This window comes from Paenibacillus sp. FSL M7-0134, from assembly GCF_038007865.1.
Classification (GTDB): domain Bacteria; phylum Bacillota; class Bacilli; order Paenibacillales; family Paenibacillaceae; genus Paenibacillus; species Paenibacillus polymyxa_B.
On record NZ_JBBOXV010000002.1, the window covers coordinates 1,670,210 to 1,687,009 of the forward strand.

The window sequence follows — 16,800 nt, forward strand, 5'->3', positions numbered from 1 at the left end:
TAAGGGTGATTAGCATGATGAGATTTGGAAGGATGGTAGAGGGGGCGAGAAGAAAAATACTTATTTGTGATGCTCGATGTATAGTTTTACGAGAAAAGGAACCTTTTTTTATTCCCGCCAAAAGGTTGAACAGTCTGCCTTATCCAAAATATTAAACTCGATCATTTTCTCAAGTAATGAGAAATCAACTGGACTATCCCACTGGATACGTACCAACTGCTTGGTGTGATCATAGCCAGCCTGCACAATTAACTCCGAAAAATGATTAATCCCTGCCTTTTCAGGGGCAACGGCCAAATGATGTTTGGCTACGCTAAAGCCAATAATAAATGTGCCGTGATCCGTAAACATAGGTTGATTCCACGCAATTTTTGCCATTAAATTTGGAAACTTCTTGGTTACCCAAGCCAAAACCTCTTGCGTTCGGGCCCGATGTTGGGGGTTATCAATATGCTCTAAATATTCTGCAAAAGCTTCCATGTTGTTCCCTCCTTAATTAAAAATTATATCGTGCAGAAAAGTTCCTCAAACTTATTTCTCATTAAATGGTTTAAATATCATTTTATCGCAGTAACATGTTTCTCAAGGAGTAATTGTCTGTTGAATAATCAAAAATATATTTAGATATAAAAAACACCGTTTATGTCCTGTTATATTCCTCAGCAAGAATAGAGTACAAACATGAATCATGAAACTCGCCTTTATAGTACCAGTGTTCACGCATCAAACCTTCACGTTGCATTCCGATCTGTTGCATAACCTTCTCAGAAGCCTTGTTTTCTGGACGACATGTTGCATAAATACGGTGGACAGCAAGTGTGCTAAATCCAAAGTCTAGTAACGCTCGTGCTGCCTCTGCTGCATAACCCTTCCCTTGATAATCTGGATTCAAAACGTAACCCAATTCTGCACTAGTATCTTTGACATGAATACCCATACCGCCGATCAGGATTCCATTATTTTTCAGACAAACGGCTAGTTCGTAGTCTTGTCGTGGCTGTTCCTGCTGCGAAGCTAAAACTTGTTCTATATATGCCTTTGTATCTTCTTCTGTATTCGGTCCCCAGGCTGTATATCTAGTAACTTCAGGCAATGACGTGTACGTATGTATACTTTCCCAATCAGATCTGAAAATATCACGAATGATGAGCCGGTTTGTCTCAAACTGCATAATTATTTATTCCTCCTGTCTATAGTCAAAAGACTCTACCTAGTATTTCAAAACGATTAATACCTCAATCCAATTTTTTAAGCGAACGTAGTCTTTAAACGTTATGACCTCCATTTTACAATGAATCCAGACCTTTTGCCGCCTGAACGCAATCCGCAAGGGAGCGTCCGGCAAAAGGCAATTAGAAGATAATGAATGTGGACTGGAATAGCCTACTGTTACTGGCTATCTGGTTCGTCCTACAACAGCCTGCGCGCTGTGACGAAACGTTTCTGCCATTTATCGTCAAGCGTGTCAAAATGAACGCCGCGTTCTTTGGAAAATGTATGCAGCAATTTGTTGTTCCCTGCATAGATAGCCACATGGCCGATCTCTAGCCCGCGTGCGCTGAAGAACAGCAGGTCGCCTTTGCGCAGCTCGTTCAGCCCGACCTCCCGCCCTTCTTTAGCCTGATCATAAGAGACACGGGGGAGGTCGATAGAGAGCGTATGCTGGAACACTTCCCCCACAAAAGAAGAACAATCAAAGGTCGATGTCTGTCCGGTTGCTGCGCCGAATTCATAAGGGATACCGAGAAATTTCTCTCCGTAGGCGATGAGTTCATCTCCCTGCCGTTCCGCCAGGGATGGGCTGGAATAGTCGCTGTATTTTGGTTTTGCCGATATGTATCCGGTCAGGTTGTCTTTAGTGCGCACTTCCAGCCAGAGAGCATTGACCTCGCGGATGACGTGAACCTTTTCGCTGGCTGGAATAAGCCGCAGGGAAGGGGAAGCTCCCGATGAATCCGGTTCGCTGCGCAGGTTGACCCTGGAAAGAACTGTTGTGAAAAAATCGTCCCTGGAGGCAATCCGGATTGTCCGGGTAAGGGCATCCCACTTCACTGTGCTCCCAAGTGCTTCGCTCACAAAACGCAGTGGAATCATCGTGTTGCCCTCAACGATCTGTCCCGGAACATTCAGGGACAGCGTTTTGCCGTTTAGGGTAGCAACGAGTTCCCCGATGTGGTAGGTCAGCACCGTGTCGGTTTTGGTTGCTGTTACGGTTTTGCTGAATCCGTTCCAGGAAAGCACAGCTCCTTGCGCCTCAAACAACTGACGCATGGGGACGAGCGTTGTCCCGTCTAGCAGCAGCGGCTCGGCGGCAAGCTGAAGCGGGTGGTCATCCACATAAACGGTCGTCACCGGAGTCAGCGGTACCGACTTCGCATAAGACGGGTTTGCTTGGAGCAGCGATACTGCCAGCAGAGCCAGCAATACTCCCTTGTTGATTGTCATGCTGTCATCACCTCGTTGTTAATGTGTTCATCTAAGTTGTACGAGGCTTCCTCCGATTAGTTGTGTACCAAATATTGGATTCGTTTAAAAAACAAAACAAACAAAAATAAAACCAATAAATATCTGTGTTTCATTATTGACATCAAAATAAAATAAAGATAAAATTATAAATGTGAAATATTTCACTTTAGAGAATAATTCTATATTTAGCGAGGCAACAAGAAGTGAATTCTTTAGGAGGCCGATTTTATATGAGTGCACATGTATTTTTTGTACCATCTATCAATCTTATGGGAACAGGCTGTTTGCATGAAGTTGGGCCGTATATAAAAGAACTGAATTTAAACAAAGCTCTAGTCGTTACGGATAAATTTTTGATGAAGAGTGGCATTGCAGGCAAGGTTACATCTTTGCTGGATGATATTGGATTGAACTATGCGGTATACGATGAAGTAAAACCAAATCCGACCTGTAAAAATGTACATGATGGTGTTCAGTTTCTGCAAGAAAACGGATGTGACTTTTTAATTTCGATTGGCGGAGGATCACCACAGGATACGGCTAAGGGAATCGGCATTATTGCTACCAACGGGGGACATATAACCGAGTATGAGGGCGTTCATAAATCCAAGCACAAATCGCTTCCTATTGTGGCTATTAATACCACAGCAGGAACATCGGCTGAAATCACGATCAATTATGTCATTACGGACGAAGAGCGCAAGGTCAAGATGGTTATGGTTGATAAGAATAGTGTAGCTACGATTTCGGTCAACGACCCTGAGCTGATGGTAGACAAACCCGCCGCATTAACGGCAGCTACAGGGCTAGATGCTCTGACCCATGCTATTGAAGCTTTGGTTACACCAGGTTCCTATCCTGTAACGGATGCCACTGCGTTGGCAGCAGTAGAGATTATTTTTAATCATTTGGCTCGTACAGTGAGCAACGGTCATGATATAGAAGCACGTGAGCAAATGGTATACGCTATTTTCTTGGGAGGACTTGCATTTAATAATGCCGGATTGGGTTACGTTCATGCGATGGCGCATCAGCTTGGCGGCGTATACGATTTGCCTCATGGTGTTTGCAATGCCATGCTGCTGCCGATTGTGGAAGAGGAGAACGCCAAGCATGTACCAGAGAAGTTTCGTGCCATCGCTAAGGTCATCGGTTTTGAAGATAAGGGGAAAACGGATAAGGAATGCGCTGACTATGTAATCCAAAGAATCAAAGACCTGTCGAAGGAAGTGGGGATTCCTTCCAAACTTTCTGAACTGGGTGTAAATGAAGTGGATTTGGATCTGCTTGCCGAGAACTCAATGAAGGATGCTTGCGCTCCGGGCAATCCGTTCATACCTAGCAAAGAACAAGTTATCGAGATGTTTAAGAAAATTCTTTAAATAAAAGATGCAATTATTTTACTAAATACTATAAGGGCTGTCCCAGGAACTGATCGAAGTATACTGGGAACGGCCCTTTTTATTCGCATTTTCTGCTAAGAGATTTGTGAGACTAGAGATAAGACAACCCCATTGAAGATTAAAGGCACAGCTCTCTCGGCTAAATCTGTAGGAGACTCTTTTTTTCCTTCCACATTCCAGCGAAAGGTTACACCATAAATGGACCAGCTTAAAATGGTCGCGGCAAGTTCTAACGTTCTTTGGTCTGTATTATTGGCTTCTCTTGTTATGAGTTGAAGTATGAATTGCTCTAATTGATTCTTAATATGTTCTTCCAGGATCGGTGCCACTGAATTATATTTATGAACGCATTGGTTACTTGAGTCGTGATAGTCACATAACGAAAGAATAAGTTTCTGAATGATCTCCTCCGACAAACGTGCCTCAGCATCAATCCTCTTGATAACATACTCCAAAAATGCGTCTGACAAAAGGGTTTCAAGCAGTGCATATTTATCTTGAAAATGTGCATAGAACGTGGCACGGTTAATGGTGGCTTTTTGGGTAATGTCATTGATCGTAATCGTGTAGAAGTCTTTCTTATTTAATTGGTCAACGAATGCGTCGAGAATTAATCTACGTGTTCGAATGACGCGCGGATCGTTTGGGTTGGGTGAGGTTACACCAGGCATCCTCAAGACACTCCTTTCAGGTAAATTAAATGATTCCCCCATTATAAACATGTGTTGTTTTGTCAACAAGTGAGTTTAGATATACAACAATTTTATAACCCTTTTGGTTAAGCAACAGAATGAACATTTTGTCGGTTGAATGATAAATTAAACATTGCTAACATTTCACTTGCACCCCGTTTGATGGTGCACGAGCTTTTTATATATCGCTAAAAACGATAAAAGAAAATGGGGAGGTACAATCCTTGAGTAATCAACCGCAAAATGTCCATTCAACAGAAGCTTTATTTCAACCTTATACCATTCATAATCTGACCCTACAGACTCGTATTGTAATGCCGGCAATGGGCCGCGCTTTTTCACCAAATGGTGTGCCAGGACCGGATGTAGCCGCTTATTATCGCCGTCGCGCAGAGAATGGTGTAGGTCTTATTATTACTGAAGGTGCAGTAATTGACCATCCTGCTGGAACAAGTGAGCCGAGGATACCTAATTTTTATGGAGAAGCGGCTTTAAACGGTTGGGCTGAAGTGGTCAGACAGGTTCATGAAGCCGGTAGTAAAATTTTTCCACAGCTTTGGCATATGGGGATGGCTCGCCCTTTGGGATCTCAGCCGAACCCAGAAGCGCTGTCGATTGGTCCATCAGGGCTGGATCTGGAAGGAAAAAAAGTGACCGAGCCGATGACAGAAGAAGAAATCGTCAAGGTCATTGGGGCCTATGTCGATGCAGCTGCGAATGCAAAACGATTGGGCTTTGACGGCGTTGAAATTCACGGAGCGCACGGCTATCTGGTTGATCAATTCTTTTGGGAGAGAACGAACCAACGTACGGATCGCTATGGTGGCGATATCATAAAACGTGCACAATTCGCCATTGAGCTTGTGGAAGCTATTCGTGCTGAGGTTGGCCCTGATTACCCTATTGCCATGCGCCTATCCCAATGGAAAATGAATGATTACAACGCAAAGCCGTTCGATACACCGGATAAACTGGGGCAGCTCCTGAATGTGTTAGTACAAGCGGGCGTGGACATCTTCCATTGCTCGACACGTCGCTTTTGGGTACCTGAATTTGAAGGCTCCGATTTGAGCTTTGCCGGATGGGTGAAGAAGCTGACTGGAAAAACCACGATTACGGTTGGCTCTGTAGGTCTGGATGAGGATTTTGTAAGTTATACGGAAGGGAAAGGGGCAGGACACCAAGATATTAATGAACTTCTGGAACGGCTGGACAACAATGAATTTGATCTGGTAGCTGTTGGGCGTGCGCTTCTGGGTGATCCTGCATGGGCTACAAAAATACGTGAAGGCCGAATTCATGATCTTCAAACCTTTACACCTGAGGTACTTCAAACGCTCAACTAAAACATCTTATACTTCGAATACCTCTTTAAATAAACAGTGTAAGCCAAAATACTCAAAGTCAGGTAAGGAACTTCGGGTATTTTGGCTTTTTAATGCGTCTGCGACAGTAGTCACCATGAACCATTTTAGATTAAGTCATATTTGCTTTAAAGTTTTCTTTTCTTGGGTACTCAAGTATTTAATTTTCTTTAAAAGCTGCTCCATTTAATAAGCTCCTATCTATTTTAGATCCCATTATAACAAACTTATTCTTAATTCTTTGAAGCATTTCATACGTTAAAACCAAATCAGACTGACATAAACACTTGATATATATAGATGTCTATGTAATAATGCTTGTATGTTAAAAAATAATGCAGCTGCACTGATAGGAACCATTAGAGACTCGATCAATAAATTGATTGTGTCTGAGCTCGAATCAAATGGAATTGAAGGAATTGTTCCTACTCATGGTGGAATTCTAATGTTCCTTTATCAAAAGGACGGGCTTTCCATTAAGGAATTGACGCAAAAAATTTCTCGTCAGCAACCCACTGTCACTGTTTTGATCGACAAGCTAGTGAAGTTGGGGTATGTCGAAAGAAAAAAAGAAAGGGAGGATAGTCGGGTTACCTTGATATTTCTGACCGATAAGGGAAGAGAGATAGAGCCTGTATTTGAGATGATCTCCAATAGATTAAAAGAAACCATCTATGGTGGTCTGAAAGACGAGGAAAAAGAACAACTGGAATATCTGTTAGAGCATGTAAAAAACAGATTATAATTTTTTTTTTTTGAATAAATGCATAGATATCTATATTAATATCAAAATAACAATAAAACTTCTGGAGGTTATTTAAATGAAACATCTTATCATCTATGCTCACTCTAACGCTGAAAGCTTTAATCACGCGATACTCGAAACGGTTGTAAATACTCTGAAAGAAAAAGGTGACGAAGTCGTTGTACGTGATCTATATGCCCTTGATTTTCAACCTGTATTAAAACCTGAGGATACTGCCGCTATGAGAGCAGGGCAAACTCCGGCTGATATCAAAGTGGAGCAGGAATACATCTCACAATCGGATACAATTACTTTTATTTCTCCCATCTGGTGGACAGGTCTTCCTGCCATCCTGAAAGGTTACGTTGACCGTGTATTTGCATACGGATTTGCATATACGGCTGGTGCGGAAGGGATTAATAAGCTGCTTACAGGTAAAAAAGGTTTTATCGTGAATACACATGGTACTCCCAACGCGATCTACGATGAAATCGGTATGACCGCAGGATTGAAGATCACATCAGATACGGGAATTTTTGATTTCGTTGGAATTGAATCCGTCGGTCACTTGCTGCTTGGAAGTATTGGTTACCTTGATGAAGATGGTTATAAAGGACTGCTGAAGCAAGTCCAAGACACGGTTAAAACGGTGCTGTAAAGTCAGTTTATGTTCTCTTAGAAACGTAAGACATTCTTTAAATGATGAGGTCAACCCGTATTTAGTGGTTGGCCTTTTCTTATAGTGCTTATATATCTCCAACATCCCGGTTCATAGATCTTTTGAATTTGTAATAGCATCTTGGGGCAGATATAACTGGACATTCAAGGGTGGTTGAAGCATGACTCTATGATCTTTCGACGGTTTTGGAATGTCCCTCTACGATTAAGTACATGTAAACGTCAATAGGGTCCTCACGTTCAATTTTAAAACCAAACCGTTCATAAAGACGTCTGGCTGAGCTTCCTTGCAGAACATTTAAGGTTACATGTTTTCCTTTTACATGATTTTGTTCTAGCAGATTTTTTAATATTTGACTGCCGACTCCTTTACCTTGGTAACTGGGATGAATATAAAAATGCTCCAATAAATAACCGTCTAATCTCGGTTTAAAAGCTATGCAGCCCACAAAAGAAGAGTCTTCCTCAATGATCCAGGTATGGACAGAATCGAATGCATCACGAAAGCGTTGACGAACTTTCTCTTCATCAAACCTTCCTAATCTGGTTAAATCGTTCCGCAGTACAATCGCCCGTAAATTAGCAATGCTTTCAATATCCGAATTGTGGGATTGGCGAAGAGTAAACCGTTTCATCTTATGTAACAACTCCTTTACCGTAAACTGGCAAGAGGTGATCAAGCGTATTTTTTCTTATTCGACGCTGAGCTCATTAACCCTTGTATTAAAATTCACAAATATTTCATTGTTATTATCGTGGGCAATTCATTATAGTACATAGTATTAATAGTTAACTGTATGTATTATGTGTTTTGCGGAGGTTCACTATGAAAGATTATGAACTAAGGGACGAATTGAGAGAATCCGTTAACCGGATTTATGACATGGAATTATTCAGTAGCCTGACGGAGCTTGTTCAGGGGGAAAACCATGTGCTTCAATATTTAGTTCAGCATCGGGATGATGAAATTAATCCTTCCTTGCTCAGCGATCATCTGCATGTATCCAGATCAAGAATTACGGCAGCGCTTACGGGATTAAGGAAAAAAGGCTATGTGACTATGGAAATGTCTGAGCATGACAGACGACGAATGTGTGTAAGGCTCACAGTAGATGGTGAATCGTTGATCAAACAGAAGCAACAGAGAATTGAGGGTTATTTTGAAGCGCTTGTAGTAGGTTTGGGTGAGAAGAATGTGAAGGATTTTATACGGTTAATTGAGCTTTCTTTGAGTATTATGAATGCGGGTTCTATTGAAAAATAACATAATGTGAGGGTGTACCGGGTGAGATATAAAATAATAGCAGACAGCTGCTGTGATTTAACGAGAGAGCTTAGAGAAGAGATGCAAGTTACTACAATTCCGTTAAATATGACGCTGGGAGATAAATGCTTCGTAGATGATGACACATTGGACTTGCCTCAGTTTATGGAAGAAATGAAAGCCTGTACAACCAAAATTGGATCCGCATCACCGTCACCTATGCTGTATAAGGAAGCCTTTCAAGGTACGCATACTTCTTTTGCCATTACATTATCCAGCAACCTGTCCAGTTCTTATTCCAGTGCATTGGTAGGAAAAGATATGGCGGAAGAAGAGGGGGCGGATGTTCATGTATTTGATTCGAAAAGCGCTTCGGCTGGACAGCTCTTGTTAGCTCTAAAACTACGCAAGCTAATCGACGAGGGCTATCATAAAAGCGAAATTATTTCTTCCTTGGAGAGCTTTATCAGCAAGATGAAAACGTACTTTGTTTTGGAAAATCTGGATAATTTGGTTAAAAACGGACGGATGAATAAAATCACAGGAAAGATACTTTCACTCTTGCATATCAGGCCTATTTTAGGCTCGGATGGTGACGGGAATATCGCATTTTTTACTCAAGCACGCGGTCAGAATCAAATTATCGAAAAGCTGGCAGATACTATTGAAAAAAGTGGCCGGGCTACCGAAGGAGAAAGCATCGTCATTACTCACTGCAATAATCCTGGGCTGGCGGAAAAATTAATGAATGCGCTGAAGAAACGCTATCAATTTAAAGATATTCATATTGTGTCCACCAGAGGGATTAGTTCAATGTATGCCAATGACAAAGGGATCATTATGGCTTTTTAAAAATATTCAGGGTTTATCCTCGCTGTATGGATAAACCCTTTTTAGTACACTGAGACTTTGCGGGAGTTCAAGCCTATCTCAATTTTTTAATGAGGACAGAAGCGTTTATACTGGCTTGAGTTCCTCCGGCTTGTGTTTGCAGGGTAACAGCAGTAGTAGAGCTATGGTTTCGCAGAGTAAGGACGTCACCGCATGCCAGAGCGAGGATAGCTTGCCCTGTGTTCTGTTGTGTCCCGGCTCCTGAGCCGTATACAGTTCCCACAGCCAGTGCGCCATTAATAAAGATGGCGAATTGGTTAGGTTCCATACCGGACACCGAAAAGTGAACTTCATATTTTCCAGCATCGGATACAGCAATCTGTGTAGTTCCTGGAACATGAGCAATTCCAGGTGTAAGTATACCGTTCGTATCCAAAATGACATCCCCTTCAATCGGAACAACTTGGGGCTTCACATTATAAATATAACCGAACTGCGCTAAATCACCTATGGTTCCAGGATCCCCATCAGGCCCTAAAGTGCCATGATTAATATTCACATTTACAAGTTGCTTTTTGACGATGATATCTTTTCCAACCCCTTTCCGTTTCGAGCGGACTTTTCTCTTTGGGGGCTTCTCCTCAAACTTTTTTTCTAACTTATCAAACCAGGCACGGACAAAAACATTTTTTTTACGGCCTTTTTTTCGTTTTAATTCAGGATGACCCAATACAAACACCTCCATATGGTTTGTTGTATACTACTCCATTCATCTAGAGGAGGCATGGATATCTGTCCTGTGATTCATAGGAAACGATCTATTTTGACTAAAAACGGGCTGCTGTACAAGGTGCATTCGTCTAGTATGTAAAAAAGCACCTTTGAATGTGCACTTGGATGACAACCAAGGAACAGACAAAGGCGCCAGTAGAGACGTGTCTCAGGATGAAGCGGTTTGAAGCCGTTTTTTGCGCACATATAGGGCGTACAAGATGCCCCCAAGCAGGCACAGGATACAGGCGAAGCCTGCCAGCAACCACGCCGAAGAGACTGCTCCACCACGATCCATGCTATTTCCAAGCCATAAAGGCAGCAGAGCTCCCCCAACTCCACCTGCGCCGATAAGCAGGCTAGTGGTAGATTCTTCTGTACCCGGCATCATTTTGCTGGCAAAAACAAGTGCGATGGAGAAGATGCCGGACATGCCCAGCCCCAGCAGTACAATAAGGATAAAGGCGCCTTCAGTCCCTTTGATCAGCGGGAACACGCACAGCAGCACGGTCGCTGCCAGTGAGCTCAGGGCGACAAAGACACCGTAGCCGTATCGATCGGCAATGTAGCCTGTGAATAACCGGCCGGTAGCCATTGCTAACCAGAAGCAGGTGACACTAAGTGCTGCTTCGGCTTGTGTGAGACCCAGCCGTTCGATGAACATGGAGGGCAGGAAATTAGCCAGGCTCATCTCTGTCCCTACATAGATAAAGAAAAAGACGATAAATAGTGCAAGTAGCTTCCAATTGCCTATAGGGCTACCCTTAGAAGCCTCCACCGTGGGGGATTTGGGTGAGTTAGTGGAACGCGTATGGTTGTCACCTTGGTGTTCCTGTTGGTCTAATACAGCGTCCAGCGTGCCGAAGGACCCGCGCAGCCAAGCTATAATGGTGACGGCTGCAAACATGGAAATGATGGGAAAGGCCAATCGCCACCAACCGAGTGCAATGAGCTGGCTGGCGATAGCGGGCATAGCCAAAGCGCCGATCCCAAAGAAGACTTCCAGACGGCTCATCGCCGCGCCCGTTCCTTGAGTAATACCGCTGATAATAATAGTGCCAATGAGTGTTTCTACCATGCCGAAGCCAAACCCGGCTGCTGCCCCGACGGCATATAGCCAACCCCAAGGCGGCAGCAATGAGTACAGCACTTCCGCCGCGCATAGCAGGAGCAGGGCGAATACCAGACTTCGGCGTTTGCCGAAACTCCGGGCAAGCCACGGCGACAGCAGGACTCCAGCCAGAAAACCGGAAAATTGAGCGAAGATTAGACTTCCGCCATCCGTATAGTTTCTACCGTAATGCTCTAACAACACAGGCAGTAGGGAGCCTACAACCACGTGTGCCAGGCCGATTAAAAAATAAGATAAGCTGCCGATCCATAGCAGTCGTTTCATGATGAACTCCTTTGATACCTAGATTTGACTCATGCGGCAAGCTAAACTGCATGAGTCAAATCTGAGTGATTATGATAGCTCCAGTACATGAAAGCCGTAGCCTTCAATAGAAATTTCTCCTTCCAGGTATTTACCGCTGATCAGCTCATTCCCTTTCTGATCATCCAGATGATATTGCTGCGTCTGGGCGTTATGGTTCAGAACGAATAGATATGATTTTCCATTTTTGGTCCGTACAGTGGCTTCTACACCCGCAGGAGCGCGCAGCAGGGATGGAATCCCTTTTTGCTCACAAATGTAGCCCAGCAGGCCATCAAGGAAAGCTTCTTCAGGGTCTGAAGCAACGTACCATGCCTCACCTTGACCGAAACCATTGCGTGTCAGCACTGGCATGCCCTGATAGAAATCATCGCCGTATTCGGCCAGTACTTCGGCGCCTTCGCTATGCAACAAGTCACAGAGTAGACCGCATTTATATTCACCTTGTAATACGCCCACCTTTTCTTTCAATACAATGCGATTGTGTGATTCCGGCAGAAGCGCGTCAATTTCTTCCACCCAGATCCCGAGCAAGTTACGCAGTTTACCAGGATATCCTCCGGTTGTGACCAGATCGTTTTCATTCACAATGCCACTGAAAAAGGTCGTTACGAAGGTGCCGCCATGCTCTGTGAATTGTTCCAGCTTCTCGGCGGTACCCGGCTTGACCATGTAGAGTACAGGCGCGATAATGAGATCATATTTCTGGAAATCTGCATCAACAGAAACCAGGTCTACCTGTACATTCCGCCGGAAGAGGGGAGCATAATACTTGTGTACCTGATCCATATATTTCAAGGCGACAGAAGGGCCGCTTGATTTTTCCAAAGCCCACCAATTATCCCAATCGAATAAAATGGCTACTTTGGCATTAACGGTCGCGTCAAGTAGTGTGTTGCCTAATGCGCCAAGCTCACTGCCAAGCTGTGCCACCTCGCGAAATACACGTGTGTTCTCATGCCCGGCATGCTCAATGACGGCCCCGTGGAATTTCTCACAAGCGCCGATCGAGCGGCGAAGCTGGAAGAACATGACCGTGTCCGCGCCATGCGCGACTGCCTGATAACTCCATAACCGCATAACGCCGGGCCGTTTAAGCGAATTATACGCCTGCCAGTTCTGCTGGCTCGGTGTTTGCTCCATCAGCATAAAGGGTTGCCCGTCCTTCAAGCCGCGCATCAGATCGTGCGCCATCGCCGTATAGCTTATCGGAGTATTGGCCCCGGGATAGCTGTCCCAAGATACAATATCCATGTACTTAGCCCATTTAAAATAGTCCAGTTGCTTAAAAAAGCCCATCAGATTGGTTGTTACCACGGCATCGGGAACATGTTTTTTAATCGCGTTATATTCCAATAGGTAGCAATCCAGCATACTGTCTGAATTGAAGCGCGCATAATCGAGGGATATGCCCTGAAAGCAGGAGTGATTTTCTCCCCAATGCTCGCTCAGATTATTTGGCGGTACAATTTCATCCCAATCATAGAAGGTGTGACCCCAGAAGGAAGTATTCCACACCCGGTTTAGCTCTTCCAGTGATCCGTATTTTTGCTTGAGCCACACCCGGAATGCGGCCGCGCAGTTATCACAATAGCAATCCCCGCCGTACTCATTGGACACGTGCCACACGAGGATCGCGGGATGGTTTTTGTATCGTTCTGCAATTCGGTCAGCCATCTGCTCCGCGTATTTTCGATACGTTGGACTGTTCGGACAGGAGTTGTGGCGGCCACCGAATTTCCGCTTCCGTCCGTCAGCGTCTACCCGGAGAACGTCGGGGTAGCGGGTAGCCATCCAAGCAGGGTGCGCTGCCGTGCTAGTAGCTAGACAAACGAAGATATCGCTTTCATAAAGACTGTCAATCAATTGATCCAGCCATTCAAAATGATATGTGATTTCGTCGGACTGAATTTTGGCCCATGAGAATACGTTGACCGTGGCGATATCAATCCCTGCTTGCCTGAACATCCGTAAATCTTCCTGATGCGTGGCCTCATCCCATTGCTCAGGATTATAATCTCCACCGTAAAATACTTTAGGAAGTTTGCTGCTTATCATGCCAATCACCTCTGTATATAAGAATAATTCTATCTTATAATACAAATAACTGCTTTTAAATATAATAAAATGAACGTGTATATAACAATATGGATCTACATGAAGAATATATACCCGCATACGCCGGAGGTGCTTTTTATGATTTTAACTCCCCATCATTTAAGATTTTTCCTGACTACGCGTGAGCACTCTTTACCCCTTTTTATTGAAAGTATCGGATTTAACAGCAGGCAGGAGGATGTGTCCCGTCCAGAGGGTTATCCGTGCTTTCACTGGATTCAGACGGTGTCTGGTGAAGGGATGTTTACATTTAAAGGGGGGACCTTCCGTCTGGGAGAGCAGTCCGGGGTTCTGCTGCTGCCCGGGGAATCCCATGCATACAGACGGGCGACCAAGGTTTGGCGAACGTTATACATTACATTTGACGGCCCCATCGCCGCTGCTGTATTGACTGCACTGGGATTGAAGCATACGCGTGGGTATCATTGGGACCCGGATAGCGAGCTGCACAGCTTTGGGGAAACTATGCTCCATTCCATGGTTAGTGAACGTGATTTGTCTGGATTAGATGCTTCGGCCAATATGTATCGTTTTCTGACTCTACTGCGTAAACATGGACAACATAGCTCGATGCCTTCCCTATCCCATAATGTGGAACGTTTAACCCCTGTACTGGCCTTTATGGAGCAAAATTATGCCAGTCCAGATGTGGGCCTAGGTGATATGGCAGTTATGATGAATGTCAGCTCCCGTCATTTAAATACATTATTTAAGCAAGCGTTTGGTGTGACTTCTTATGCTTATCTGATTGTAATTCGGCTGCGGAAGGCCAAGGAAATGATGACGGAATATCCGCAATTAACAGTAAAGGAGATTTCGGAGCGAGTAGGATTCCGAGATGCCAGTCATTTTGTGGCAACTTTCCGCCGAGCTGAAGGAATTACCCCGGAAAGGTTCAAATTACTGTATACATAAGGGTATTTTATCGAAATACTCTTTCTTACTCGGGAATGCTCTTTTTAGGGAGCATTCCTTATTGTTTTTTTCAGGATGAGGGAGTATAAAATAATAGTTCATTTGTTTCATCAAACTGATGTGCAGGTGACATAATAAACATAAGATCCATAGTTCTTTTGCAAAACCCTCATCCAAAGAAGGAGTCAACGAAATGCTGAGTAAAGTCAAAAGATTATTAATCGGTCGTCCGCGAAAGTCGACGGCCCTTGAAGATGAGAAACTGAATAAGCTCAAGGCACTGGCCATTCTGTCCTCAGATGCCTTGTCCTCTGTAGCTTACGGAACGGAGCAAATTCTGCTGGTTTTAATTACAGCTGGCTTCGCTGCCCTATGGTATTCCATTCCTATATCCATTGCGGTATTGGGTTTGCTGATCATTCTGATCCTGTCCTATAGACAGACCATATTTTCCTATCCTGGTGGTGGCGGAGCGTACATTGTTGCACAGGACAATTTGGGAAAGAGTCCGAGTCTGATTGCAGGTGGTTCTTTGCTGGTCGATTATATTCTGACGGTAGCAGTTAGCTCATCAGCAGGTACAGATGCCATTACATCTGCGTTCCCGTCGTTACATGATCATCGGATCGCCATTGCTCTGATTATGATTATCTTTTTGACTATTATGAACTTGCGCGGGGTGACAGAATCTGCCTCGGTGCTGGCTGTACCGATTTACTTATTTGTTGTTGCTATTTTTGTTTTGATTATTAGCGGTATCATTCATTACGTGGCAGGGGGGGCTCATGCTGCAGCACCGCAATTTGGAGCTACGGTATCCAACGTCAGCCTGTTCCTGCTACTGAAGGCGTTCAGCTCGGGTTGCTCGGCGTTAACTGGGGTAGAGGCTGTCTCGAATGCCATTCCGAACTTCCGCAAGCCAGCTGCCAAAAATGCAGCAACTACACTAATGATGATGGGTTTGATTCTCGGGTGTATGTTTATCGGAATTAGTTTGCTGGCTTATTGGTACGGTGTTCGTCCTAATCCGCATGAAACGGTCATTTCGCAAATTGCGAACGCCACTTTCGGGCGCGGTGTGATGTATTACATCATTCAGGGCGTAACGGCGCTCATCTTGTTTTTGGCGGCGAATACAGCCTATTCGGCCTTTCCATTGCTTGCTTTTATGCTCGCGAAGGACAAATACATGCCGCACATGTTCATGGTTCGTGGAGATCGGCTTGGATACTCTAATGGTATTCTGTTTCTGAGTATCTTCTCGGCATTGCTGGTTATCGTATTTGGCGGAAACACAGAAAATCTGATCCCGCTTTATGCCGTAGGGGTATTTATTCCGTTCACGCTCTCGCAACTTGGCATGATGATTCGCTGGATCAAGCTCAAACCGCCAGGCTGGATCGTCAAACTTGCTATTAATACGGTTGGGATGCTGACCACGCTGTCGATTACGCTCATCTTTATTTTCACCAAATTTAGCCAGGTGTGGGTAATCTTTATCTTTCTGCCTTTGGTTCTGTATTTCTTTATGAAGATCAACAGGCATTACAAAAATACGGCTGAACAACTGCGCATTGATATTACCAAGGATAAACCTATGGTGAAAGGCAATACGATTATTATTCCGGTGGCAGGTATTACGCGAGTCGTTATGAATACGATCAGCTATGCCAAAACCTTGTCGGATAATGTGGTTGCCGTATATGTGGGTGTGGATGATGAGGCGATTCAAAAAATGGAACAGAAGTGGGAAGAGTGGGACGTGGGCATACGTTTAGTAGTGCTGAGATCCCGTTATCGCAGCATCATTAATCCGCTCCGCAAGTTCATCGATACAGTAGAGTGGAAAAAAGCAGACGAGGACCATATCACTGTTCTCATTCCACAATTCATCACCAAGCACTGGTGGGAAAATATTCTACACAATCAGACCAGCTTACTGATGAGAGCTTATTTGATTAATTACAAAGACGTGATCGTAACGACCGTACCTTTTCATTTAAACAAATGAGGATTTTGCAAAAATCCCATAAGCGACTTCCGATGAACAGGATATAGATCGAAATGCTTTAGTTCGTCTATATCTTGCACTTCGGAGCGACTGGAATCGAATTTTGC

16 protein-coding genes are annotated in these 16,800 nt (G+C 44.1%); 8 read left to right on the forward strand and 8 right to left on the reverse strand.

All coding sequences use genetic code 11. The annotated features are described in order from the left end of the window. Nucleotides 1-108 precede the first annotated feature (108 nt). The 3 genes from NSQ58_RS23260 to NSQ58_RS23270 all read right to left on the reverse strand — a co-directional run bounded on the left by NSQ58_RS23260 (nucleotide 109) and on the right by NSQ58_RS23270 (nucleotide 2,445). Nucleotides 109-480 (reverse strand): iron chaperone, encoded by a 372-nt coding sequence (locus NSQ58_RS23260; protein ID WP_023988136.1) that lies wholly within the window; start codon nucleotides 478-480, stop codon nucleotides 109-111. A gap of 160 nt (nucleotides 481-640) precedes the next feature. Further along, the gene (locus NSQ58_RS23265) at nucleotides 641-1,171 is read right to left on the reverse strand and encodes a GNAT family N-acetyltransferase (protein ID WP_076156913.1); all 531 of its coding nucleotides are present in this window, start codon (nucleotides 1,169-1,171) and stop codon (nucleotides 641-643) included. A gap of 239 nt (nucleotides 1,172-1,410) precedes the next feature. Then, nucleotides 1,411-2,445 (reverse strand): C40 family peptidase, encoded by a 1,035-nt coding sequence (locus NSQ58_RS23270; RefSeq protein WP_341058300.1) that lies wholly within the window; start codon nucleotides 2,443-2,445, stop codon nucleotides 1,411-1,413. A 251-nt stretch (nucleotides 2,446-2,696) separates the two neighbouring features. On the opposite strand from NSQ58_RS23270, the gene NSQ58_RS23275 reads away from it, so the two are divergent. Then, on the forward strand, nucleotides 2,697-3,848 hold the full coding sequence (locus tag NSQ58_RS23275) for an iron-containing alcohol dehydrogenase (protein ID WP_025718549.1): 1,152 nt from the start codon (nucleotides 2,697-2,699) through the stop codon (nucleotides 3,846-3,848). Between the two features lie 95 nt (nucleotides 3,849-3,943). Here the strand turns inward: NSQ58_RS23275 and NSQ58_RS23280 are convergent, their stop codons facing one another. Continuing rightward, on the reverse strand, nucleotides 3,944-4,540 hold the full coding sequence (locus NSQ58_RS23280; protein ID WP_023988140.1) for a TetR family transcriptional regulator: 597 nt from the start codon (nucleotides 4,538-4,540) through the stop codon (nucleotides 3,944-3,946). Nucleotides 4,541-4,785: 245 nt separating this feature from the next. Between NSQ58_RS23280 and NSQ58_RS23285 the strand changes: the two genes are divergently transcribed. The 3 genes from NSQ58_RS23285 (at nucleotide 4,786) to NSQ58_RS23295 (ending at nucleotide 7,328) form a co-directional block, all read left to right on the forward strand. Next, nucleotides 4,786-5,907 (forward strand): NADH:flavin oxidoreductase, encoded by a 1,122-nt coding sequence (locus NSQ58_RS23285; protein ID WP_028542748.1) that lies wholly within the window; start codon nucleotides 4,786-4,788, stop codon nucleotides 5,905-5,907. Nucleotides 5,908-6,247: 340 nt separating this feature from the next. Then, nucleotides 6,248-6,670, forward strand: coding sequence for a MarR family winged helix-turn-helix transcriptional regulator (locus NSQ58_RS23290; RefSeq protein WP_069080039.1), 423 nt, complete (start codon nucleotides 6,248-6,250; stop codon nucleotides 6,668-6,670). A 76-nt stretch (nucleotides 6,671-6,746) separates the two neighbouring features. Then, the gene (locus NSQ58_RS23295) at nucleotides 6,747-7,328 is read left to right on the forward strand and encodes an NAD(P)H-dependent oxidoreductase (protein WP_028542747.1); all 582 of its coding nucleotides are present in this window, start codon (nucleotides 6,747-6,749) and stop codon (nucleotides 7,326-7,328) included. Nucleotides 7,329-7,515: 187 nt separating this feature from the next. On the opposite strand, the gene NSQ58_RS23300 is transcribed toward NSQ58_RS23295, so the two are convergent. After that, the gene (locus NSQ58_RS23300; RefSeq protein ID WP_023988144.1) at nucleotides 7,516-7,983 is read right to left on the reverse strand and encodes a GNAT family N-acetyltransferase; all 468 of its coding nucleotides are present in this window, start codon (nucleotides 7,981-7,983) and stop codon (nucleotides 7,516-7,518) included. A 191-nt stretch (nucleotides 7,984-8,174) separates the two neighbouring features. Between NSQ58_RS23300 and NSQ58_RS23305 the strand changes: the two genes are divergently transcribed. Beyond that, nucleotides 8,175-8,612: a MarR family winged helix-turn-helix transcriptional regulator gene (locus NSQ58_RS23305; RefSeq protein ID WP_023988145.1), complete on the forward strand. Its 438-nt coding sequence runs from the start codon at nucleotides 8,175-8,177 to the stop codon at nucleotides 8,610-8,612. A gap of 21 nt (nucleotides 8,613-8,633) precedes the next feature. Then, nucleotides 8,634-9,464, forward strand: a complete 831-nt coding sequence (locus NSQ58_RS23310) for a DegV family protein (RefSeq protein WP_023988146.1) — start codon at nucleotides 8,634-8,636, stop codon at nucleotides 9,462-9,464. 73 nt (nucleotides 9,465-9,537) lie between these two features. Here NSQ58_RS23310 and NSQ58_RS23315 read toward each other — a convergent pair whose 3' ends face one another. The 3 genes from NSQ58_RS23315 to NSQ58_RS23325 form a co-directional block, all read right to left on the reverse strand. Further along, nucleotides 9,538-10,173: a hypothetical protein gene (locus tag NSQ58_RS23315; protein WP_069080038.1), complete on the reverse strand. Its 636-nt coding sequence runs from the start codon at nucleotides 10,171-10,173 to the stop codon at nucleotides 9,538-9,540. 210 nt (nucleotides 10,174-10,383) lie between these two features. Next, on the reverse strand, nucleotides 10,384-11,610 hold the full coding sequence (locus tag NSQ58_RS23320; RefSeq protein ID WP_028542745.1) for an MFS transporter: 1,227 nt from the start codon (nucleotides 11,608-11,610) through the stop codon (nucleotides 10,384-10,386). 69 nt (nucleotides 11,611-11,679) lie between these two features. Then, nucleotides 11,680-13,707, reverse strand: coding sequence for a beta-galactosidase (locus NSQ58_RS23325; protein ID WP_069080073.1), 2,028 nt, complete (start codon nucleotides 13,705-13,707; stop codon nucleotides 11,680-11,682). 138 nt (nucleotides 13,708-13,845) lie between these two features. On the opposite strand from NSQ58_RS23325, the gene NSQ58_RS23330 reads away from it, so the two are divergent. Together NSQ58_RS23330 and NSQ58_RS23335 are read left to right on the forward strand one after the other, a co-directional pair. Further along, nucleotides 13,846-14,682, forward strand: coding sequence for an AraC family transcriptional regulator (locus NSQ58_RS23330; protein ID WP_023988150.1), 837 nt, complete (start codon nucleotides 13,846-13,848; stop codon nucleotides 14,680-14,682). Between the two features lie 193 nt (nucleotides 14,683-14,875). Continuing rightward, nucleotides 14,876-16,693: an APC family permease gene (locus NSQ58_RS23335; RefSeq protein ID WP_023988151.1), complete on the forward strand. Its 1,818-nt coding sequence runs from the start codon at nucleotides 14,876-14,878 to the stop codon at nucleotides 16,691-16,693. Nucleotides 16,694-16,800 lie beyond the last annotated feature (107 nt).